Raw genomic sequence first — 21,533 nt, forward strand, 5'->3', positions numbered from 1 at the left:
GCGGGCCTGTCCTTCGGCAGGCCCGCAGCCCGTCCGCCCTGCGCTCCTCGGCACCCCACAGGCGCGCCGCCACGCCCTCACCGGCACCAGGGCCTGCGTTGCGGTTGATCGGCTGGCATCACGTCCTGCGCCCCTCACCGCTCACCGCTTACTGCTCACTGCTCACTGCTCACTGCTCACTGCTTATCTTGCCGCCCTGGCCGGACTCCGTCCCCCGCTGGGGAAGGCAGGGATGGGGGCCGGTGCGCCACCGTGGTTGATTTCCGCGCAACTCCGGCCTCTTGGATGCCCAACGCCCGCCTCCACGCGCCGGCGCCGGGCCCAGGGCGCGAGGGCGATTTCGGGGTCGGCGAGGAGCGCAGGATGGACGGGCTGCAGGCCTGCCGAAGGACAGGCCTGCTTCGTGAACTGACTCGCGGCAGTTGTTTGAGCGCAGCGCGAAGCGCGTAGCGAGTTCTGCCGCGGCCCGTTCGTCCGAGCACCGCAGCGGAGTCGGCCCACAGGGCCGACCGACCCCGTATGAGCCCGCGCGCCCTGGGCCCGGCGCCGGCGCGCGCCCCGACGGGCAATGCGCCTCAGTGTCCCGAAAGCGCGACCACCCCAGGACCCAGGTACACAGGCACCGAAGCCCAGGAACCCAGACGCCCGAACGCCTCAGCCCGCCACCATCACGATCATCGACCGCGCCGTCACCGTATACGTCTGCCCTGCCTCGAACGCGGCCCCGACCTGGTCCACGGGCGCCTGCGCATCGACGTCATGCGCCGTGTCGATGGCCAGCGTCCACTGCGTGCCTTCGCCATGTTCGGGCAGCTTGAAGTCCAGCGCATCTTCCCAGGCGTTGAAGACCAGCAGCACACTGCGGTCCAGGCTGCGGCGCGCGATGGCGGTGGCGCGGGCGTGGCCTTCCAGCAGCATGCCGAAGCAGCGTGTGCGCGAATCGTCCCAGTGGCTGGAGTCCATCTCGGAGCCGTCGCACGACAGCCAGGTCACGTCCTTGACCTGCAGCTCCTCGTCGAAGGCACCGGTCAGGAAGCGGTTGCGCCGCAGCACCGGCAGCGTCTGGCGCAGGTGCGTGAGCCGCTTGAAGAAGGCGATCAGCGAGCGGCCCCGGTCGTCGATGCCCTCCCAGTCGAACCAGGAGATTTCGTTGTCCTGGCAGTAGGCGTTGTTGTTGCCCTGCTGCGTGCGGCCGAACTCGTCGCCGGCCAGCACCATCGGCGTGCCCTGCGACAGCAGCAGCGTGGCCAGCATGTTGCGCTGCTGCCGGGCCCGAAGCGTCAGCACGGCCTCGTCGTCGGTGGGGCCCTCGGCACCGCAGTTCCAGCTGCGGTTGTCCGAATGGCCGTCGCGGTTGCCCTCGCCGTTGGCGTCGTTGTGCTTGTCGTTGTAGCTGACCAGGTCGGCCAGCGTGAAGCCGTCGTGCGCCGTCAGGAAGTTGACGCTCGCCCACGGCCGGCGCCCACGCCGGTTGAAGCGGTCGGCGCTGGCCGTAATGCAGCCGGCCAGGTCGGCCACCATGCCCTCGTCGCCCTTCCAGAAGGCACGCACCGTATCGCGGAAGCGGTCGTTCCACTCGGCCCAGCCCGGCGGGAAGCCACCCACCTGGTAGCCGCCCGGACCGCAGTCCCAGGGCTCGGCGATCAGCTTCACGCTGCTGAGCACCGGGTCCTGCCGGCAACTGTCGAGAAAGCCATGGCCCTCGTCGAAGCCGTAGGGCTCGCGCGCCAGGATCGTCGCCAGGTCGAAGCGGAAGCCGTCGACATGCATCTCCGTCACCCAGTAGCGCAGGCTGTCCGTCACCATCTGCAGCACGCGCGGATGGCTCAGGTTGAGCGTGTTGCCAGTGCCGGTGTCGTTGATGTAGTAGCGAGCGCCCGGGCCACCGTCGCCACCCGGCATCAGGCGGTAGTAGCTGGCGTTGTCGATGCCCTTGAAGCTCAGCGTCGGGCCCAGCTCGTTGCCCTCGGGCGTGTGGTTGTAGACCACGTCCATGATCACTTCCAGGCCCTGGCCGTGCAGCAGGTCGACCATGCCCTTGAACTCGTCGATGGAGGGCTCGCTCAGGTAGCGCGGCTCCAGCGCGAAGAAGCCGATGGTGTCGTAGCCCCAGTAGTTGCGCAGGTCCTTCTCTTCCAGAAAGGACTGGGTGATGAAGCGCTGCACCGGCAGCAGCTCCACGCTGGTCACGCCCAGCTCGCGCATGTGGCGCATCACCTCGTCGTTGGCCAGGCCGGCGAAGGTGCCGCGCAGGTGCTCCGGCACCGCGGGGTGGCGCATGGTGTGGCCGCGCACATGGGTCTCGTAGACGATGGTGCGCTCCCATGGCACGCGCGGCGCACGCGGCTGCTTCCATTCGAAGCGCGAATCCACCACCACGCACTTGGGCACGAAGGGCGCGCTGTCGCGCTCGTCGAAGCTCAGGTCGCCGTCCTCGTGGCCCACGGTGTAGCCGAAGATCTCGGGCGCCCACTTGAGCTCGCCCATGTGCGCCTTGGCATAGGGGTCGAGCAGCAGCTTGTTGGGGTTGAAGCGGTGCCCGTTCTCGGGCTCGTAGGGGCCGTGCACGCGCAGGCCGTAGCGGGCGCCGGGCAGCAGGCCGGGCACGAAGCCATGCCAGACTTCGTCGGTGTATTCGGGGAGGGTGACGCGGCCGGTCTCGTTCTGGCCGGCCTCGTCGTAGATGCAGACCTCCACGCGCGTGGCGTGGGCGGAAAAGACAGCGAAGTTGACGCCGTCGCCGGTGAACGTGGCGCCCAGGGGATGTGGCAGGCCTTCCCGGACTTCGAGAGACATGGTGGGGGCTCCTTCAAGCATGCGACATGGCCCGAGCGTTGTGCCCCCACAGGGGAGGACTGGCGACCGCCAGCCGGTGCGCTTCGAGGCGAGGCCGTCAGCCTAGCTGCGGTGCAGCATGTCGCCTGTAGGACGCCACAGGCAGCCCCGGCCGGCACAATGGCTGCTGCCGCTCCGCCGACGGGGCGGGTTCAGGAACCCTCCGATGCCGCCGCCCTCCACGCCGCCTGTCCTGCCCATCGAAGCCGCCGCCAGCGTGCTGCTGCTGCGTGATGGGCCGGGCGGGTTGGAAGTGTTCATGGTGCGGCGGCACGACCGCTCCTCGGTGCTCGGCGGCGCCTGGGTGTTTCCGGGCGGCAAGGTCGACCTGGCCGATGCCCATCCCGAGGTCGCCCCCGACGCCGACCCGCAGGCCCTGCCCTTCCGCCTGGCCGAGCCGGAACTGCCTGCCTCGGTCGCGCTGGCGCTGCACATGGCGGCCCTGCGCGAGGTGTTCGAGGAATGCGGCGTGCTCTTCGCGCATGGCGCCAGCGGCGCCACGCCGGCGGCCTGGGTGGCGCGGGTGCATGCGCTGTGCGACGACGGCCTGCGGCTGGACGCCGCGATGGCCGAGGCCGGCCTGCAGCCGCAGCTCTTGTCGCTGCATCCCTTCTCGCGCTGGATCACGCCGGAGCGCTCGGTGTCCTTCCAGGGCCGGCGCTTCGACACCCGCTTCTTCATCGCCGCGCTGCCGCTGGGCCAGATCGCCGAGCACGACGACCACGAGGCCGTCGCCAGCGCCTGGCTGTCGCCGCGCGAGGCCCTGCAGCAGTACTGGGACGGCCGCATGGCGCTGGCGCCGCCGCAGATCATGAGTCTGGTGCACCTGGCGCATGCGAGTGCTCAGGGCGACCTGGCGTACCTCATGGAAGCCACCCGCGAGCGCGGCCCCTACTGCGTGCGGCCGCATGTGATGGACATGCCCGGCGGCGGGAAGGCCATGGCCTATCCCGGGGACCCGGCGCACGACGTGCCCGAGCGCGCCATGCCCGGGCCGCTGCGGCTGTTCGTCAAGGGGCCGGGGCGCTTCGAGCCTGAGGGCGGCATCGACGGCTTCTGGGCCTGAGAGCCTGAGCAGCACGCCCCGACGCCGCGATGGCGGCTCGGCATCCGGCTCTCCGGGTGCCCCGAAATGCGACAAGGCCCGCGCCTCCGATGAAGGAGCCGCGGGCCTTGTCATGCGTGGGCTTCGATGCGCCAGCCTGTGCCGGCCGGCGCCGTCCCCGCGCGATCAGAAGGGGATGTCGTCGTCCATGTCGTCGAAGCCCGTGGGCGCGCGCGAGGGCGCGGGCGCCGGGGCCGGACGCGGGGCGGGTGCGCGGGGTGCTGCGGCCGCGCGCGGGGCATAGCCGCCACCGCCGCCACCCCCATTGCCGCCGCCGTAGCCACCACCACCGCCGCCGCCACCACCGCCCATGCCGTACTCGTCGTCGCCACCGCCGCCGCCACCGGGGCCGCCACCGGGGCCGCCCATGCCCTGGCGGCTGCCCAGCATCTGCATCTGGTCGACGCGGATGTCGGTGGCGTACTTCTCGACGCCGTCCTTGTCGGTGTACTTGCGGGTGCGGATGGCACCTTCGACGTAGATCTGCGAGCCCTTGCGCAGGTACTGCGCGGCGATCTCGGCCAGGCGGCCGTTGAACACCAGGCGGTGCCACTCGGTGGCTTCGCGCATCTCGCCGGACTGCTTGTCCTTCCAGCGGTCGGTGGTGGCCAGCGTCACGTTGCAGACCTGGTCGCCACTGGGGAAGGTGCGGGTTTCGGGATCGCGGCCGAGGTTGCCGACGAGGATGACTTTGTTGACGCTTGCCATGGTGTGTTCGCTGCCCCTGATGAGTGGAAAAAGAGGAAGGTTGCGGAAAAAAACGAGCCGGCCATTGTGCCCGATGTGCCTCGCCCGGACGCCGGCGCAGGCCCCGGCGGCCGTGAACTTCTGCGCTCAGGCGGCCGGCCGCGACCGAGCAGAGAGAATGGGCCGCTCCATGAATGGCGAACCCGACTTCCTCCAGAACCTGCGCACCGAGTTCTCCAGCTTCCGCATGTGGTTCGACCGCGCCATCGTGCTGGGCTACGCGGTGCTGGCCGGCCTCTTCGTGGTGGGTTTCACGCTGGCGGCCGAATGGGCCTTCGGCCTGTTCGAGCGCCTCTACCACGCGCAGCCCTGGGCGGTGCTGATCTGGACGCCGCTGGCCACGGCCGGCATCGTGGCCGCCACCCGGCGCTGGTTCCCGTCGGCTTCTGGGTCGGGCATTCCGCAGGTCAAGGCCGCGCTCGACGACGAGCTGCCGCCGTCCGAGCGCAGCCGCTTCGTCTCGCTGCGGCTCACGCTGGGCAAGATCGTCCTGGGGACGGCCAGCTTTGCGGCCGGGCTGTCGGTGGGGCGAGAGGGGCCATCGGTGCAGGTGGCGGCCGGCGTCATGCAGCACGCACGGCGCTGGTTGTCGCCGCGCACCACCATCGACGCGCGGGCGCTGCTGGTGGCGGGCGGAGCGGCCGGCATCGCCGCGGCGTTCAATGCGCCACTGGCGGGCGTGGTCTTCGCCATCGAGGAACTGGCCGGCCGGCTGGAGGCGCGTGCGAGCGGCGTGGTGATCGCCGCCATCGTGCTGGCCGGCCTGGTGGCCGTGTCGGCCTTTGGCAACCTCAGCTACTTCGGCCGGATCCAGGTGCCGCGGCTGGGCTGGGACATCGCCGGTCCCGGGCTGGGCGTGGCCCTGGCCTGCGGCGTGGCGGGCGGCGTGTTCTCGCGGCTGATGATCGCCTCGCTCACCAATGCGCCGCAGCGCCTCACCCGGCTGCGCGCGCGGGCGCCGGTGCGTTTCGCGGCGTCTTGCGGTCTGCTGGTGGCGGCGATGGGCCTCGCCTCGGGCGGTGCCACCTTTGGCGCCGGCTCCGAGGCGGTCAAGCTGATGCTGGAAGGCCACGACCAGCTGACGCCGGTCTACACCCTGCTCAAGTTCATCGCCACCTGGATCACGGCCTGGAGCGGCGTGCCCGGCGGCATCTTCGCGCCCTCGCTGTCCATCGGCGCCGGCATCGGCGACGCGGTGGCCTCGGTCACGAGCCATGGCCTGGGGCCGGCCCTCATCGCCATGGGCATGGCCGGTTTCCTGGCCGCGGTGACGCAGGCGCCGCTGACGGCCTTCATCATCGTGATGGAGATGGTGGACGGCCACGCCATGGTGCTGAGCCTGATGGCCAGCGCCATGCTGGCCAGCCTGGTCTCGCGCATGATCAGCCGGCCGCTGTACGAGGCCCTGGCCGAGCACATGGTGGCGGCGGTGGTGCGACCCCAGCCGGTGCCGCCCCCGGTGGAGCCGGTCGCCACCGAGCCCCCAACCGAAGCCGACGCCGAGCCGCCGGCCGCTGGCGCCGCACCGGCGTCTGCGTCTGCGTCGGAGCCCACGCCGGAGCCCCCGCCGCCAGCCGGGCCGCAATCCGCGCCGGAGCGCTGACAACCCCGCGCGGTCTATCATGCCCGGTTGCCCTGCACGAACCGCCCGCCTGTGACCGCCCCCCACGACGACGCCTTCGACGACTCCGCCCCGGCCGCGGCCGACAGCGCCTACCTGGGCCGCCTGCTGGCCCAGCAGCGCATCAGCATCCGCGGTGCGCGCACCCACAACCTCAAGAACGTCGACCTCGATATCCCGCGCAACCAGCTGGTGGTGATCACCGGGCTGTCGGGCTCGGGCAAGTCCAGCCTGGCCTTCGACACGCTGTATGCCGAGGGCCAGCGCCGCTACGTCGAGAGCCTCTCGGCCTATGCCCGGCAGTTTTTGCAGCTGATGGACAAGCCCGACGTCGACCTGATCGAGGGCCTGTCGCCCGCCATCAGCATCGAGCAGAAGGCCACCAGCCACAACCCGCGCTCCACCGTGGGCACGGTGACGGAGATCCACGACTACCTGCGCCTCTTGTTCGCCCGCGCCGGCACGCCCTACTGCCCCGACCATCACCTGCCGCTGCAGGCGCAGACCGTGTCGCAGATGGTGGATGCGGTGCTGGCCATTCCTGACGAACCGCGATTGATGATCCTGGCGCCGGTCGCGCGCGAGAAGAAGGGCGAGTTCCTCGAACTCTTCGCCGAGATGCAGGCCCAGGGCTATGTGCGCTTCCGCGTCGATGGCCAGGTCTACGAATACAGCGAGCTGCCCGCCCTCAAGAAGACCGAGAAGCACGACATCGACGTGGTGATCGACCGCCTGCGCGCGCGGCCCGACATGCAGCAGCGCCTGGCCGAAAGCTTCGAGGCCGCGCTGCGCCTGGCCGAGGGCCGCGCCATCGCGCTCGAGCTGGGCGGCGAGGGCAAGGAAGAGAAGGAACACCTCTTCAACGCCAAGTTCGCCTGCCCGCTGTGCCACTACTCGATCACCGAGCTGGAGCCGCGCCTCTTCTCCTTCAACTCGCCGGTGGGCGCCTGCCCGAGCTGCGATGGCCTGGGCCACCGCGAGTTCTTCGATCCGGCGCGGGTGGTGGCCTTCCCGTCGCTGAGCCTGGCCAGCGGCGCCATCAAGGGCTGGGACCGCCGCAACGGCTACTACTTCAGCATGCTGGAGAGCGTGGCCAAGCACTACAAGTTCGACCTGGACACGGCCTTCGAGTCGCTGCCGGCCTCGGTCCAGCAGGTGCTGCTCCACGGCTCGGCCGGCGAGGAGATCAAGTTCAGCTACACCATGGAGTCGGGCAACTTCGCGGGCAAGAAGGTCACGAAGAAGCATCCCTTCGAGGGGATCATCCCGAACATGGCCCGGCGCTACCGCGAGACCGACTCGGCCATGGTGCGCGACGACCTGGCGCGCTTTCGCAGCCTGCAGCCCTGCCCCGACTGCGGCGGCTCGCGCCTGCGGGTGGAGGCGCGCAACGTCTTCCTGGTGGACCAGTCGGCCGAGCCGCCCACCGAGCGCTCCATTCATGCGCTGAGCCACCTCACGCTGCGCGACAGCCTCGCCTACTTCGAGCAGCTCAAACTGCAGGGCAGCAAGGCCGACATCGCCGACAAGGTGGTGCGCGAAATCGGCCTGCGGCTCAAGTTCCTCAACGACGTGGGCCTCAACTACCTGAGCCTGGACCGCAGCGCCGAGACGCTGTCGGGCGGCGAGGCCCAGCGCATCCGCCTGGCCAGCCAGATCGGCTCGGGCCTCACGGGCGTGATGTACGTGCTGGACGAGCCCAGCATCGGCCTGCACCAGCGCGACAACGACCGGCTGATCGGCACGCTGCAGCACCTGCGCGACATCGGCAACAGCGTGATCGTGGTCGAGCACGACGAGGACATGATCCGCGCCGCCGACCACGTGATCGACATGGGCCCCGGCGCCGGCATCCATGGCGGCGAGGTCATGGCCCAGGGCACGCACCTGCAGGTGGCGGACAACCCCCAGTCGCTCACCGGCCAGTACCTGAGCGGCACGCGTCGCATCGAGGTGCCGGCCCGCCGAACGCCGCGCCTGCCGGTGGTGGCCGCCGCGCCCACGCCGGCCGAGACGAAGAAGAAGCCCTCGCGCTTTCCGCTCAGTCCCGCCGCCGAGCGCCGTGCCGAGCGCGAAGCCCAGCACCTGCTCACGCAGGGCGCGTTGCAGGAGATCCGCGTGCTGGGCGCCACCGGCAACAGCCTCAAGACCGTGAGCGCCGCCTTCCCCGTGGGCCTGCTCACCTGCGTGACGGGCGTGTCGGGCTCGGGCAAGTCCACGCTGGTCAATGACACGCTCTATGCGGCCGTGGCGCGCACGCTGTACCGCTCGCACGACGAGCCGGCGCCGCACGAGGCCATCGAGGGCATCGAGTACTTCGACAAGGTCATCAACGTCGACCAGTCGCCCATCGGCCGCACGCCGCGCAGCAACCCGGCCACCTACACGGGCCTGTTCACGCCCATCCGCGAGCTGATGGCCGAGACCAACACCGCCAAGGAGCGCGGCTACGGCCCGGGGCGCTTCAGCTTCAACGTGGCGGGTGGCCGCTGCGAGGCCTGCCAGGGCGACGGCGTCGTGAAGGTGGAAATGCACTTCCTGCCCGACGTGTACGTGCCCTGCGAGGTCTGCCACGGCCAGCGCTACAACCGCGAGACGCTGGAGGTGCAGTACAAGGGCCGCAACATCGCGCAGATCCTCGAGATGACGGTGGAGGACGCGCACGCGTTCCTCCAGGCCGTGCCCACCATCGAGCGCAAGCTGCGCACGCTGCTGGACGTGGGCCTGAGCTACATCAAGCTGGGTCAGAGCGCGACCACGCTCTCGGGCGGCGAGGCCCAGCGCGTCAAGCTGGCGCTGGAGCTGTCCAAGCGCGACACCGGCCGCACGCTCTACATCCTGGACGAGCCCACCACCGGCCTGCACTTCGCCGACATCGAGCTGCTGCTGAAGGTGCTGCACCAGCTGCGCGACGCGGGCAACACCATCGTCGTCATCGAGCACAACCTCGACGTCATCAAGACCGCCGACTGGGTCATCGACATGGGCCCCGAAGGCGGGGCCGGCGGCGGGCAGGTGGTGGTGGCCGGCACGCCGGAAGATGTGGCGGCCTGCGAGGCGAGCCACACGGGGCGGTATTTGAAGCGGTTGTTGTAGGGCGGGGTAGTCGGCCTCGAGCAAGTGCTCGCAGGCTGGCGATCCCCTGCAAACGGGTCTACGTGCTCAGGACCTCTCAGCCGTGCGCGACCGGACGTCTCTGACCCGTGGGGCTTGCGTCATACCGGCTCCGCCTCAGCCAGCACGGCGGCGCGGAATTTGTCCGGGAGGGCATCCGGCGTGAGCACGTCGACCTTGATCCCGAGCAGTTCTTCCAGATCGCCTCTCAGCCCGCCGATGTCGAACATGGTGGTGTCCGGAAGCGGATCGACAAGCAGGTCGAGATCGCTGCCCTCTTGATCGTCGCCATGCAGCACGGAGCCGAACACGCGAGGATTTGCGACGCGGTGCCTGCCCGTCACGGCGCGGATGGCTGATCGCTTTTGTTGAAACAGCGTCGAGGGTTTCATGGCGGGTGGGGGGACTCCTGACCTGGCCGCTTATTGTGGCCACGTCTCAGGTGCGCGCCCTTCTCAACAGAGCATTCAATTGACAAATGGAGGTAGCTCAGCCGCATCGGCCGGCCCAGAATGGCCGCCACCCCCACCTGCGCTGCCCCTCATGGATGACTTCAGCCCCTCCGACCTCAAGGCGATCCTGCACTCCAAGCGGGCCAACCTGTATTACCTGGAGCATTGCCGGGTCCTGGTGAACGGGGGCCGCGTCGAGTACGTGACCGAAGAGGGCAAGCGCCAGCTCTACTGGAACATCCCGATCGCCAACACCACGACGCTGCTGCTCGGCACGGGCACGTCGGTCACGCAGGCCGCCATGCGCGAGCTGGCGAAGGCCGGGGTGCTGGTGGGCTTTTGCGGCGGCGGCGGCACACCCCTGTTCAGCGCCAACGAGGTCGACGTGGAGGTCGCGTGGCTCACGCCGCAGAGCGAGTACCGGCCCACCGAGTACCTGCAGCATTGGGTGCGCTTCTGGTTCGACGACGCGCTGCGGCTTGCCGCCGCCAAGGCTTTCCAGCGCGCACGGCTCCAACGAATCCATGCGCAGTGGCTCAAGAGCAGGCTGTTGAAGGACGCCGGGTTTGCCATCGAGGCCCCCGTGCTGGAGGCTGCGCTGAACGCCGCGCTGCGCGGCATCGACGCCGCGCCGGACAACGTGCATCTGCTGACCGAAGAGGCGCGCCTCAGCAAGCACCTGTTCAAGCTGGCCGCGCAGGCCACGCGCTACGGTGAGTTCATCCGCGCCAAGCGCGGCGAAAGCACCGATGCGGCCAACCGCTTTCTCGACCACGGCAACTACCTCGCCTATGGCCTCGGCGCGACTGCCACCTGGGTGCTGGGTCTGCCGCATGGGCTGGCCGTTCTTCATGGCAAGACGCGCCGCGGCGGGCTGGTGTTCGACGTGGCCGACCTGGTCAAGGACGCCACCATCCTGCCCCTCGCCTTCATTGCAGCGGTGCGTGGCGATGGGGAGCAGGACTTTCGCCGTGCCTGCATCGAGAGCCTCACGCGCAGCGAGGCGCTGGACTTCATGATCGACACCGTCAAGGCCGTGGCCGAGCAGACGGGCCGACTCGCGCAGGCCCGCCCTGCCGATGAAGGCGAGGCGGCATGAACGTGCTGCTGATCGCCCAGTGCGACAAGCGTGCGCTGACCGAAACCCGCCGCATCCTCGACCAGTTTGCCGAGCGCCGCGGGGACCGCACCTGGCAGACGCCCATCACGCAGGACGGTCTGGACACCCTGCGCCGCCTGCTGCGCAAGACGGCCCGCAAGAACACGGCGGTGGCCTGCCACTGGATCCGTGGCCTGGACCACAGCGAACTGCTCTGGATCGTCGGTGACCGTGGCCGCTTCAACGCGGAGGGCGCGGTGCCGACCAACACCACCGCGCGCAACGTGCTGCGCCTGCGCGACGAGAACGCCTGGCACCACCTGCCCCTGATGACTGCCCTGTCGGCCCTGGCCGCGCTGATGCACGATCTGGGCAAGGCCACGCAGGCCTTTCAGGCGCGGCTGCGCAATCCGGGCCTTCGCGAGCGCAACCACTACCGCCATGAGTGGGTGTCGGTGCGGTTGTTCCAGGCCTTCGTGGGGCGCGACGATGACGCGGGCTGGCTGCAGCGGCTGGAGGCCTGTGCCGAGGCTGGCGCGGACGCTGGTGCTTTCGAAGCGCAGTGGCTGGACCACCCGGGCGGCCACCTCTTGCGCGATGGTCTGGACGAGCCCGCCGCCGCGCAGAACCTGCCCTTCTCTGCCCTTGCCCACGCGCCCTTGGCCCAGGCCGTCGCCTGGCTGGTGTTCACGCACCACCGGCTACCTTGCGTGCCGGTGAAGTCTTCCGACGCAGGTGGCGATGAGGACGACGTCGAAGCGCCCAGCGCCCACTGGCGACACTTTGGCGCGCGTCCCGCTTTCCTCAACGCGGGCGACTTGGAGGATGTGCTGGCGCGCATCAGCGCCGACTGGAACGAGCCCCGCGAGCAGGCCGATGCCTCGACCGTCCAGAGCCATTGGCACTTCCCGCACGGTCTGCCGGTGATCACGACGGCATGGCGCGCCCAGGCCGCCCGCTACGCGCGCAAGCTGGCCGCGCTGTCGACTGGGGCGTCGAAGGCACCCGTGCTGCACGACCCCTTTGCCATGCACGTCTCGCGCCTGTGCCTGATGCTGGCCGACCACCATTACTCCAGCATCAGCGACGACGCCCGGAGGCGGCCGTATCGCAATGTGGGCTATCCGCTGTACGCCAACACGCTGGGTGCACCGCGGCCAGCCGATGGCCGGACCGGAGCGCCCGAAGCTCGCAAGGGCCCCGTTTTCAATCAAACGCTGGACGAACACCTGCTGGGCGTGCAGGCCCATGCCACGCTGATCGCCCGCGCCCTGCCCAGCCTGGCCGACAACCTGCCGGCGCTCAAGAACCACAAGCTGCTGCGAAAGCGCAATGCCGATCCGCGCTTCGCCTGGCAGGACAAGGCCACGGAGCTGGCGCTCGGCGTGCGCTCCAGGGCGGCGCAGCAAGGCGCCTTTGTCGTGAACATGGCGTCCACCGGCAGCGGCAAGACGCTGGGCAACGCCCGCGTGATGAACGCGCTGGCCGACCCGGGCACCGGCATGCGCTGCGCCTTCGCCATCGGCCTGCGCACCCTCACGTTGCAAACGGGGCGCAGCTTCCAGAAGGATCTGGGCCTGAGCGAAGAACAGCTGGCCATCCAGGTCGGTGGGGCGGCCAGCCGGGCGCTCTTCGAATACTGGGAGCAGCAGGCCGAGGCCACCGGCTCCGCATCGCGCCAGGAGCTGCTGGACGAAACCGGCATCGTGCTCTACGAGGGCAACGATCAGCATCCCCTGCTGCAGCGCCTGACCGACGACGCCAAGGCTCGCGCGCTGATCGCCGCGCCGGTGCTGGTGTGCACCGTCGACCACCTCACCCCGGCCACCGAAAGCCTGCGCGGCGGGCGGCAGATTGCGCCCATGCTGCGCCTGCTCACGGGCGACCTGGTGCTGGACGAGCCCGACGACTTCGACATGGCCGACCTGCCCGCGCTCACCCGGCTGGTGCACTGGGCGGGCCTGCTGGGCAGCCGCGTGTTGCTGTCGTCCGCCACCTTGCCACCGGCGCTGGTGGAGGGCCTGTTCATGGCCTACCGCGCCGGGCGTGCGGTGTACCAGCGCCATCGCAGCGAGCGTCCTGCCGAGCCCGTCAACCCGTGCTGTCTGTGGATCGACGAGTTCAATCAGGCTGCGCAGGACTGCGCCGATGGCGCGGCCTTTCGCCAGGCCCACAACCAGTACACGGCCAGACGCGTGACCAAGCTGAAGGAGGCACAGGTGCGGCGCCTGGCGCGCATCGCTGCCTTGCCCGATACCTGGCCCGGCCTGACCGAACCCGAGCGCCGCGAGGACTTCGCCCGTCTGGTGCTCGCGCAGGCCTGGCAGCTGCACCAGCAACCCGGCAACCACAGCCTCGACGCGGCCAGTGGCAAGCGCATCAGCCTGGGCCTGATCCGCATGGCCAACATCGCCCCGCTGTACGACGTGGCGTTGGCCATGTATGCGCTGGGCGCGCCCGCCCCTGGGGTGCGCATCCACCTGTGCGTGTACCACTCGCAGTTTCCTTTGCTGCTGCGCTCGGCCATCGAGCAGCAACTCGACACCCTGCTCGACCGCCGGGGCGGGCAGGGTGGTGCCGATCCGGCGCTGCAGCGTCCGGCGTTGCGCGCCCTCATCGACGCGCACCCCGAGCCCGATCACCTCTTCGTCGTGCTGGGCAGCCCGGTGACAGAAGTCGGGCGCGACCATGACTACGACTGGGCCGTAGTCGAGCCCTCGTCCATGCGCTCGCTGATCCAACTGGCCGGGCGCGTGCGACGGCATCGGCCAGGCGCGGCGGATGGCGTCAACATCTTGGTGTTGGACAGCAACCTGCGGCGCTACGAAGCAGGCGAAGGCAGGGCGGTGTTTTGCAAGCCAGGTTTCGAGATGGACTTTCAGCCAGCTGGCTCAAGCGATGCTGCACAGAATTTCTACCTTCAAAGTCACAGCCTTCGCCAGTTGATGTCGCGCATCGCCCAAGGCGACGTGCCATGGCCGGTGGATGCGCAGCCACGCATTGCGATGTCTGCCACGCACTATCACCCGCGTTTCCATTGGGCAGACTTGGAACACGAGCGAATGCGCGACGCCATGCTGCCACGCTCTGCTGCCAGCAAATACACCACTGCGCCTGTGCGGGCAGCCAGTCTGCAGTGGGCGCATCCTGGCCAGTTGTGGCTTACCGGGGTGCTGCCGCAGTTCCAGCGATTCCGGTACGACCCCCAGCGCCGGGACGACGTGGTGCTGCTGCCGGACGAGGAAGAGGACGCACTGCGGCTGCACCGCGTCCAGGATGGGGACCGCCGCGGCGACACGCTCTATGTGCCGGTGCACGAGAGCCTGTGCCACCCGGTGCCTTCGGGGCGGCTGGCATCGGCCAGCGTGTCGCCATGGCCGCGGGTGGACTTGATGGAAGAGCTGGCTGCCCTGGCGCAGGCGCAAGGACTGTCACTCCAGCAGTGCGCGAAACGCTACGCGACGGCCAGCCTGCCGCGCTCCCGCGACGGCTGGTTGTTTCATGAGGCGCTGGGCTTCGCGGTTAAGCGATGAGGAACTCAGGCCGGGTTCGACTGCAGAGGCGTGACGGCCATCACCGCCGTCTGGACGGCTTCGTCCAGTTCGGCCACGCGCAGGTCATAGGCCGTCTGCAGGTTCAGCCACGACTGGGCGTCCCCACCGAAGAAGCGGCTCAGCCGCAGCGCTGTGTCGGCCGTGATGCCACGCCGCTCCAGCACGATGTCGTTGATGCGCGAAGCCGGCACGAGCAACTGCTTGGCCAAGGCGTTGACGCTCATCTCCATGGGCTTGAGGTAGTCCTCGCGCAGGATCTCGCCGGGATGCACGGGGCGCATGCCGTTCTTGAACATCCTGCTTTCCTTTCTGCGCGAGGTGCGCGGGGTCCTGCCGATGGATCAATGAAACAGGGAATGGATAGTTGTCGCGCAAATGCGCACTACGCCATGCCACCGCCAGCCGCTCACATATACAGAGCGACTGGCAGTGGGGATGACGCAGGCGTTGCGCAGAGTGCCTGAGCTGCCTGTTCGGCAGAGGGGTGGGGCCACACAGGTTGGGTGACTTTTCTGAGCTGCCTTACGGCAGGGCATTGATTGTCGGCGAGTCGCCAACTATGATCCGCCACAAGATGAATTTTTATTGCTTCGCAAGTTGGTTGACTGGATAAAAGACGGAGGCAAAGAAAACCGTGGTGCAAGTACCAGTTGCACCACGGTTGGTTCAGCAACGTGCTCTCGAGGCACCAACAAGGAAGGAGGTCACAGTGGTTAGCTCCCGCGCCCTTAGGAGAGCTTGACGGCTAACTAGCCGTTCTTCACATCCCCGGTCGGTTCTGTGCTGACCGGGGAATTTTAGTTTCCAGTCTCCTTGGAAAGGCACTTCCCCATGTCCAAAGCCCCTGAAACAGGCGGTGAGGCGGGCTATCGGGCGGCCATCGGCGCTTTCTTGCAAGAGCGACTGCAAGCAAAGCTCGACAAGCTCAAGCCTGACGATCCGCAACGCGAAGAAGTCATTGCCTCTTTTGTCAGTGAGGTGTGGCTGGCCAACGCAGCCAAGCGTGTAGAGCAAATCCAGGCCGTCACCCACTCTCTCAAACCCATCCACCCCGACGCGCGCGGCACCAATCTCTACGTGGAGCCTCCGGCCTTGCCCAGTCTGGCGGAACTGGGCAGCCACGCGCTGGGCCAACAGTTCGTCGGCGACGTGGTCGGCAACGCGGCGGCGCTGGACGTCTACAAGCTGCTCAAGCTAGAGGTGAACGGGCGCACCTTGCTCGCCGCACTCCTGGCACAGGATGCCGACGCCCAGGCGGCATTGCACACGGACCCGGCCCAAGCCCAGGCCCTGCGCGATGCCTTCGTGTCGCTCACCCAGCCGCGCGCCGAAGGTCCCAGCAGCCACACGCTGGCCAAGCAGCTGTACTGGCTGACCGGCAGCGACGCCTGCACCGATGCCGACTACGTGCTGCTGGCTCCGCTGTACGCCACCTCGTTGGCCCATGCGGTGCATGCCCAGGTGCAGGAAGACCGCTTCGGCGACGCCAACAAGGCGGCCCGCCAGGCGTGGCGGGAGCGCAAGGCGCACGACGGCGTCTTTCACGATTACCCGGGACTGGCCGTGCAGAACATGGGCGGCACCAAGCCGCAGAACATCAGCCAGCTCAACAGCGAACGGCGGGGCATGAACTACCTGCTCTCGTCCCTGCCCCCGCGGTGGGAGGCCAGCGCTGTGCGCATGCCCGTCCACGCGGAATCGGTGTTCGACCGGCTCTTCATCGCCCGGCCGGACGTGCGCCGCACCCTGCGGGCGCTGCGGCAGTTCCTGGAATCCGAGCCCGAAGCCAACCTGGCCACCCGCCAACGCCGCGAAGCCCTGCTGGACACGCTGTTGGACGAACTGGTCGCACTGGCCGCCGAACTTCAGCAACTGCTCCCGCCGGGATGGACCTGCGACGACGAGCGCTTCGCAAAGCTGGACTACGAGCAAAAGCTCTGGCTGGACCCCTTGCGGGCCGAGCGGCCCGAAGAAGCGCAGTTCGCCCGGGACTGGCTCTGGATGGACTGGCCGTCCGCCATCGGCAAATCCTTCGCGACCTGGCTCAACGATCAACTCCGCGGCAAGCTGCCCGTGGGCGACGCCGAAGCGCGCGAGTGGAAGAAGGAACTGCTCACCGACGGAGACGGCTTCAAGCAGCAACTGCGCGAGTTGCGGGACAAGCTGGATGCGCCGCGCGACATCCCCGTCGCCAAGGGCGGCTGGGGCGCGGCTGGACTGTCGGAGCAAAACCCATGAGCCTCCCCCAACCCCAAGCCATCCTCGTCCTGCCCCACCTGCGCGTCCAGAACGCCAACGCCATCGCCAGTCCGCTGACGCACGGCTTTCCCTCCATCACCGCCTTTACCGGCCTGATGTGGGCGCTGGAGCGCAAGCTGGCGCAAGCCGGTGTTCCGCTGCGCCTGCACGGCGTGGGCGTGGTCTGCCATGCCCATCAGGAGCAGGTCACGCAGGGTTATGTGCGCAGCTTCAACCTCACGCGCAACCCGGTGGACAAGGACGGCAGCACGGCCGCCATCGTGGAAGAAGGCCGCATGCACCTGCAGCTCACGCTGGTGCTGTCTGTCTCGCAGAAGGCTGCGCCCGGCGTGCCCCACGCCCTTGTCCAGGGCAACGACGCGCAACTGGCCGAGTGGGCGCGCGTGGCCGGCGACACACTGGCCGGCATGCGGGTGGCGGGCGGCAGTGTGCTGCCCTCGCGGCCCGTGCCCGGCAAGCGCGTGCGGCCGTGGATGGCCCTCGTTCCCGAAGATCCAGAACAAGCCGAAAAGGCCTTCCGCGAGTGGCGCCGGCAATGGTTGCCCGGCTTTGCCCTGGTGGGGCGCGACGATCTGCTGGCCGAGCGCCTGGAGCATCTGCGTGCCACGCAGCCCGACGCCACCTTGCTCGACGCCTGGCTTCACGCCGCCCGGTTCAACCATGAGCCCTTGCCGGCCGCAGACGGCACGCCAGTGCCCGACGGCAAGGTGCGATGGGGCGATCCGCAGCGCAAGAAAGGCAGCGGCTGGGTGGTTCCGATCCCCGTCGGCTACGCCGCACTCACGTCGCAGGCCCACGCTGCTGGCACCGTGCGCAATGCGCGGGACGTGGCCGTGCCTCTGCGCTTCGTGGAGTCGGTCTACGCGCTGGGCGAATGGATCGGCCCGCACCGGCTGACCCGGCTGAACCAACTGCTGTGGCATGCCGAGGCCGACGAGGCCCTGAGGCTGTACCGCTGCCGAAGCGGCTACCAGCCTACGTCGTCGCAAGACCCATCGGTGCAGACCGACGGCAGCGACGGCCCGCCGGACGGCACCCCACCCGTGTGGGACGACGCCGAAGCCTACGACTACACCTGAGCGGGCAGCCCCGCATTCGCGTTCAACACCCGATGAACTTCTGAAGGATCGACACCATGACCGACAAACTCACCACCGCTTCCGTCCTGGCCTTCGAGCGCAAGCTGGACCCCTCCGACGCCGTGTTCCACGCCGGCCGCTGGGAAGACCGCGCCGGGTCGCATGCCTGGCCGGCCGTCACCATCCAGCCCAAGTCCGTGCGCGGCACCATCAGCAACCGCCTCAAGGCCAAGGACCAGGACCCGGCCAAGCTCGATGCCGCCATCGAGAACCCCAACCTGCAGACCGTGGATGTGGCCGCGCTGCCGCCCGAGGCGGACACCTTGAAGGTCCAGTTCACCCTGCGTGTGCTCGGTGGCGCGGGCACTCCGTCGGCCTGCAACAGCGCGGCATATCAGGCCAAGCTGCGTGCCACGGTGCAGGGCTATGTGCAGCAGCACGGCTTTGGCGAGTTGGCCCGGCGCTATGCGGCCAACCTGGCCAATGGCCGCTTCCTGTGGCGCAACCGCGTGGGAGCCGAGCAGGTGGACGTGATCGTGGAGCAGATGCAGGACGGCCAAGCCGCGCGCACATGGTCCTTCAACGCGCTGGCGCTCAGCACGCGAGCCCTCGACGCTGGCGACGGCACGAGTGCGCTCGACGAACTGGCGCAGGTCATCGCGTCCGGCCTGGCGGGCTCGGCCCATGTCCTGCTGCGGGTGACCGCCTATGTGCGCCAGGGCGAGGGGCAGGAGGTGTTCCCGTCGCAGGAGCTGATCCTGGACAAGGGCAGCGCCGGCAAGAGCAAGACGCTTTACGACGTGAACAAGGTCGCCGCCATCCACTCGCAAAAGATCGGCAACGCCATCCGCACCATCGACACCTGGTACGAAGGCGCCGACGAACTGGGTCCCATCGCGGTGGAGCCCTACGGCTCCGTCACCACCCAGGGCAAGGCCTATCGCCAGCCCAAGCAGAGGCTGGACTTCTACACGCTGCTGGACAACTGGCTGCTGAAGGACCAGGTGCCGCCGGTGGAGCAGCAGCACTTCGTCATGGCCGTGCTCGTCCGTGGCGGCGTGTTCGGCGATGCGAGCTGACGCGCGAGGCGCCATGACCACGCACTACATCGACATCGCCCTGCGGCCCGATCCGGAGTTCAGCCAGGCGCACCTTATGGGTGCTCTTGTGGCGAAGCTCCATCGGGCATTGGTGCGAGTGAAGGCCAGCGACATCGGCGTGAGCTACCCGCAGCACGTGAGCCAGCCTGCAGGCCGCCGCACGTTGGGTGACGTGCTGCGCCTGCACGCTACGCCCGAAGCATTGGAGCGCCTGATGGCGCAAGACTGGCTCACCGGCATGCGCGATCACATTCTCTGCACCGAATTGCGGCCGGCTCCCGCCGATGCCCCGCATCGAACGGTGCGGCGGCGCCAGTTCAAGACCAACGTCGACCGGCTGCGCCGCCGCCGCATGCAGCGCCATGGCGAGACGGCGGAGCAGGCCGCAGCGGCCATCCCCGACAGTGTGGAACGCCGGCCCGACCTGCCCTTTGTGCAACTGCGCAGCAGCACCACCGGCCAGCCGTTCTGCCTGTGCATCGAGCACGGCCCGCCGCAGGAGCAGCCTCTACCCGGCGCTTTCAATGCCTACGGCTTGAGTCACGGCGCCACGGTGCCGTGGTTCTGACCCTTTTTTCCGGGCCGCCATCCGGCGCCTGACGGATCAAGCACTTAGGGAGCACCCCCGCGCGAGGGGTGTTCGTGCTTGGAGGGCAAAAGTTCGTTAACAATCAAGTGCTTGCGGACCTTTGGGTCTAGTTCGCTGCCGAATAGGCAGCTCAGAAATCGGCGGCCTGGGCTCTGCCGTGTGGCCGTCCGTTCGCTGCCGAATAGGCAGCTCAGAAAATGGCGGCGTCGCGCTCGTGCTGGTTCGTCGGGTTCGCTGCCGAATAGGCAGCTCAGAAATTGCCGCGTGCTCGTAGTCCTCGCGCGTGAATGTTCGCTGCCGAATAGGCAGCTCAGAAAGTCTTCTGGCCCGATACGCCCACCTGAGCCACGTTCGCTGCCGAATAGGCAGCTCAGAAATCAAAGAGGTCGTACTCGAAGAGCCGGACCGGGTTCGCTGCCGAATAGGCAGCTCAGAAAAGCAGCGGCGCCCAGAACTGGCGTGAATTAAGGTTCGCTGCCGAATAGGCAGCTCAGAAATGGTCGAGGGAGGGTGGGGCCGGCGGCCGTGGGTTCGCTGCCGAATAGGCAGCTCAGAAAGTTCAGCGCGCACAGGTCATCGTGGCAGTTATGTTCGCTGCCGAATAGGCAGCTCAGAAAAAGCTCGGTCTGTCGATCTTGAATCTGCAGCCGTTCGCTGCCGAATAGGCAGCTCAGAAATGGCCGCTCACATAGATCGGAATGAGGTCGTTGTTCGCTGCCGAATAGGCAGCTCAGAAAGGAGAGTATTCGCTTGTGCAACTCTTCAACCCGTTCGCTGCCGAATAGGCAGCTCAGAAATTACCCCATGGTTCCCAGGGGAAATCCAGCCTGTTCGCTGCCGAATAGGCAGCTCAGAAATTGAAGCGCTGCGCGGTTTCGCTGCGGGCGCTCGTTCGCTGCCGAATAGGCAGCTCAGAAAATGCCGCTGCTGATGGACCTGGCCATGAAGATGTTCGCTGCCGAATAGGCAGCTCAGAAAATGCGAACGTCTACGAGGTCGGCGACCTGAGCGTTCGCTGCCGAATAGGCAGCTCAGAAACTCCAAGAAGGCGCCGATGTTGATGTCCCAGTGTTCGCTGCCGAATAGGCAGCTCAGAAACAGCTTTGCCCCTCTGGAGTGGCGTCGCTGCAGTTCGCTGCCGAATAGGCAGCTCAGAAAAAGGTCGAGCAGCCCGCCACGAGCTGGGACGCGTTCGCTGCCGAATAGGCAGCTCAGAAAGTCCAGTTGCTGCTGGGCGGCCGGCGACGAGTGTTCGCTGCCGAATAGGCAGCTCAGAAATATGCGCTGCCGTCGCTGATGGGCGGCAAGCTGTTCGCTGCCGAATAGGCAGCTCAGAAACGGCGGCCAAGGGTGCGAAGACGTCGGCCAAGGTTCGCTGCCGAATAGGCAGCTCAGAAAAGTGCCGGTCCATCGGGCGGCGCCCGTCGCCGGTTCGCTGCCGAATAGGCAGCTCAGAAAGCATGCAGTGTGCGAGCCTGATGAAGACGGCTGTTCGCTGCCGAATAGGCAGCTCAGAAACGCACGGGCGGGCGGGGATGCGCTGCACATCAGTTCGCTGCCGAATAGGCAGCTCAGAAATTCTTTGCCATGTACACCAACGCCACTCTTCTGTTCGCTGCCGAATAGGCAGCTCAGAAATTGGGCTCGTCTTCGATATCCGCCTGCTGCGGGTTCGCTGCCGAATAGGCAGCTCAGAAAACCTCGGATGCGAAGAGAAGGAGGCAAGAAACGTTCGCTGCCGAATAGGCAGCTCAGAAATGCTCAAGGGGCAGGACGGCATGACGTGCGCAGTTCGCTGCCGAATAGGCAGCTCAGAAAAGAGGAATGGAAGCATGTCTTCACGGCCGCCCGTTCGCTGCCGAATAGGCAGCTCAGAAATTGGTGAATGCCTGGTGGCCTTGCTGGGCGTTGTTCGCTGCCGAATAGGCAGCTCAGAAAAACAACAGGAGCGCCCCTGTAGAGCAACTGCTGTTCGCTGC

Annotated in this window: 13 protein-coding genes and 1 CRISPR repeat array (1 of these 14 running past the window's edge); of the genes, 9 read left to right on the top strand and 4 right to left on the bottom strand. The window is 67.9% G+C overall.

Translation table 11 applies throughout. From position 1 onward, the window contains the following. Nucleotides 1-654 precede the first annotated feature (654 nt). The gene (glgX, locus tag ABIC63_RS17025; protein ID WP_354320638.1) at nucleotides 655-2,796 is read right to left on the bottom strand and encodes a glycogen debranching protein GlgX; all 2,142 of its coding nucleotides are present in this window, start codon (nucleotides 2,794-2,796) and stop codon (nucleotides 655-657) included. A 205-nt stretch (nucleotides 2,797-3,001) separates the two neighbouring features. Here glgX and ABIC63_RS17030 point away from each other — a divergent pair, with 205 nt between their 5' ends. Then, entirely contained in the window at nucleotides 3,002-3,901 is a 900-nt protein-coding gene (locus ABIC63_RS17030; protein ID WP_354320639.1) for an NUDIX hydrolase, read from the top strand. Nucleotides 3,902-4,066: 165 nt separating this feature from the next. On the opposite strand, the gene ssb is transcribed toward ABIC63_RS17030, so the two are convergent. Further along, the gene (ssb, locus tag ABIC63_RS17035; RefSeq protein WP_294366399.1) at nucleotides 4,067-4,648 is read right to left on the bottom strand and encodes a single-stranded DNA-binding protein; all 582 of its coding nucleotides are present in this window, start codon (nucleotides 4,646-4,648) and stop codon (nucleotides 4,067-4,069) included. Between the two features lie 169 nt (nucleotides 4,649-4,817). Here ssb and ABIC63_RS17040 point away from each other — a divergent pair, with 169 nt between their 5' ends. Then, nucleotides 4,818-6,290, top strand: a complete 1,473-nt coding sequence (locus tag ABIC63_RS17040) for a chloride channel protein (protein ID WP_354320640.1) — start codon at nucleotides 4,818-4,820, stop codon at nucleotides 6,288-6,290. A 51-nt stretch (nucleotides 6,291-6,341) separates the two neighbouring features. Next, nucleotides 6,342-9,404 (top strand): excinuclease ABC subunit UvrA, encoded by a 3,063-nt coding sequence (gene uvrA / locus ABIC63_RS17045; protein WP_354320641.1) that lies wholly within the window; start codon nucleotides 6,342-6,344, stop codon nucleotides 9,402-9,404. 119 nt (nucleotides 9,405-9,523) lie between these two features. Here the strand turns inward: uvrA and ABIC63_RS17050 are convergent, their stop codons facing one another. Further along, nucleotides 9,524-9,814 (bottom strand): nucleotidyltransferase family protein, encoded by a 291-nt coding sequence (locus tag ABIC63_RS17050; protein ID WP_043113685.1) that lies wholly within the window; start codon nucleotides 9,812-9,814, stop codon nucleotides 9,524-9,526. Nucleotides 9,815-9,965: 151 nt separating this feature from the next. Here ABIC63_RS17050 and cas1f point away from each other — a divergent pair, with 151 nt between their 5' ends. Further along, on the top strand, nucleotides 9,966-10,973 hold the full coding sequence (cas1f, locus tag ABIC63_RS17055) for a type I-F CRISPR-associated endonuclease Cas1f (RefSeq protein WP_354320642.1): 1,008 nt from the start codon (nucleotides 9,966-9,968) through the stop codon (nucleotides 10,971-10,973). Next, the gene (cas3f, locus tag ABIC63_RS17060; RefSeq protein ID WP_354320643.1) at nucleotides 10,970-14,506 is read left to right on the top strand and encodes a type I-F CRISPR-associated helicase Cas3f; all 3,537 of its coding nucleotides are present in this window, start codon (nucleotides 10,970-10,972) and stop codon (nucleotides 14,504-14,506) included. The genes cas1f and cas3f overlap by 4 nt, the downstream gene beginning before the upstream one ends. Before the next feature lie 5 nt (nucleotides 14,507-14,511). Here cas3f and ABIC63_RS17065 read toward each other — a convergent pair whose 3' ends face one another. Then, nucleotides 14,512-14,823 carry a HigA family addiction module antitoxin gene (locus ABIC63_RS17065; RefSeq protein ID WP_354320644.1) on the bottom strand — a complete coding sequence of 104 codons (312 nt, stop codon included), beginning with the start codon at nucleotides 14,821-14,823 and terminating at the stop codon, nucleotides 14,512-14,514. A gap of 535 nt (nucleotides 14,824-15,358) precedes the next feature. Here ABIC63_RS17065 and csy1 point away from each other — a divergent pair. From csy1 to cas6f, 4 genes are read left to right on the top strand one after another with little or no spacing between them, the layout of a single operon-like run. Then, nucleotides 15,359-16,765 (top strand): type I-F CRISPR-associated protein Csy1, encoded by a 1,407-nt coding sequence (gene csy1 / locus ABIC63_RS17070; protein ID WP_354320645.1) that lies wholly within the window; start codon nucleotides 15,359-15,361, stop codon nucleotides 16,763-16,765. After that, nucleotides 16,762-17,865 (top strand): type I-F CRISPR-associated protein Csy2, encoded by a 1,104-nt coding sequence (gene csy2 / locus ABIC63_RS17075; protein ID WP_354320646.1) that lies wholly within the window; start codon nucleotides 16,762-16,764, stop codon nucleotides 17,863-17,865. Before csy1 ends, csy2 begins: the two co-directional genes overlap by 4 nt. Before the next feature lie 56 nt (nucleotides 17,866-17,921). Then, nucleotides 17,922-18,944 carry a type I-F CRISPR-associated protein Csy3 gene (gene csy3 / locus ABIC63_RS17080; RefSeq protein WP_354320647.1) on the top strand — a complete coding sequence of 341 codons (1,023 nt, stop codon included), beginning with the start codon at nucleotides 17,922-17,924 and terminating at the stop codon, nucleotides 18,942-18,944. Nucleotides 18,945-18,957: 13 nt separating this feature from the next. Next, complete coding sequence (cas6f, locus tag ABIC63_RS17085; protein WP_354320648.1) at nucleotides 18,958-19,533, top strand: type I-F CRISPR-associated endoribonuclease Cas6/Csy4; 576 nt, start codon at nucleotides 18,958-18,960, stop codon at nucleotides 19,531-19,533. Nucleotides 19,534-19,663: 130 nt separating this feature from the next. Further along, nucleotides 19,664-21,533: a CRISPR direct-repeat array (repeat unit 28 nt; unit sequence GTTCGCTGCCGAATAGGCAGCTCAGAAA) (it continues 2,300 nt past the right edge of the window).

Origin of the sequence: Pseudacidovorax sp. 1753 (genome assembly GCF_040544975.1) — a bacterium.
Lineage (GTDB): Bacteria > Pseudomonadota > Gammaproteobacteria > Burkholderiales > Burkholderiaceae_C > Xenophilus.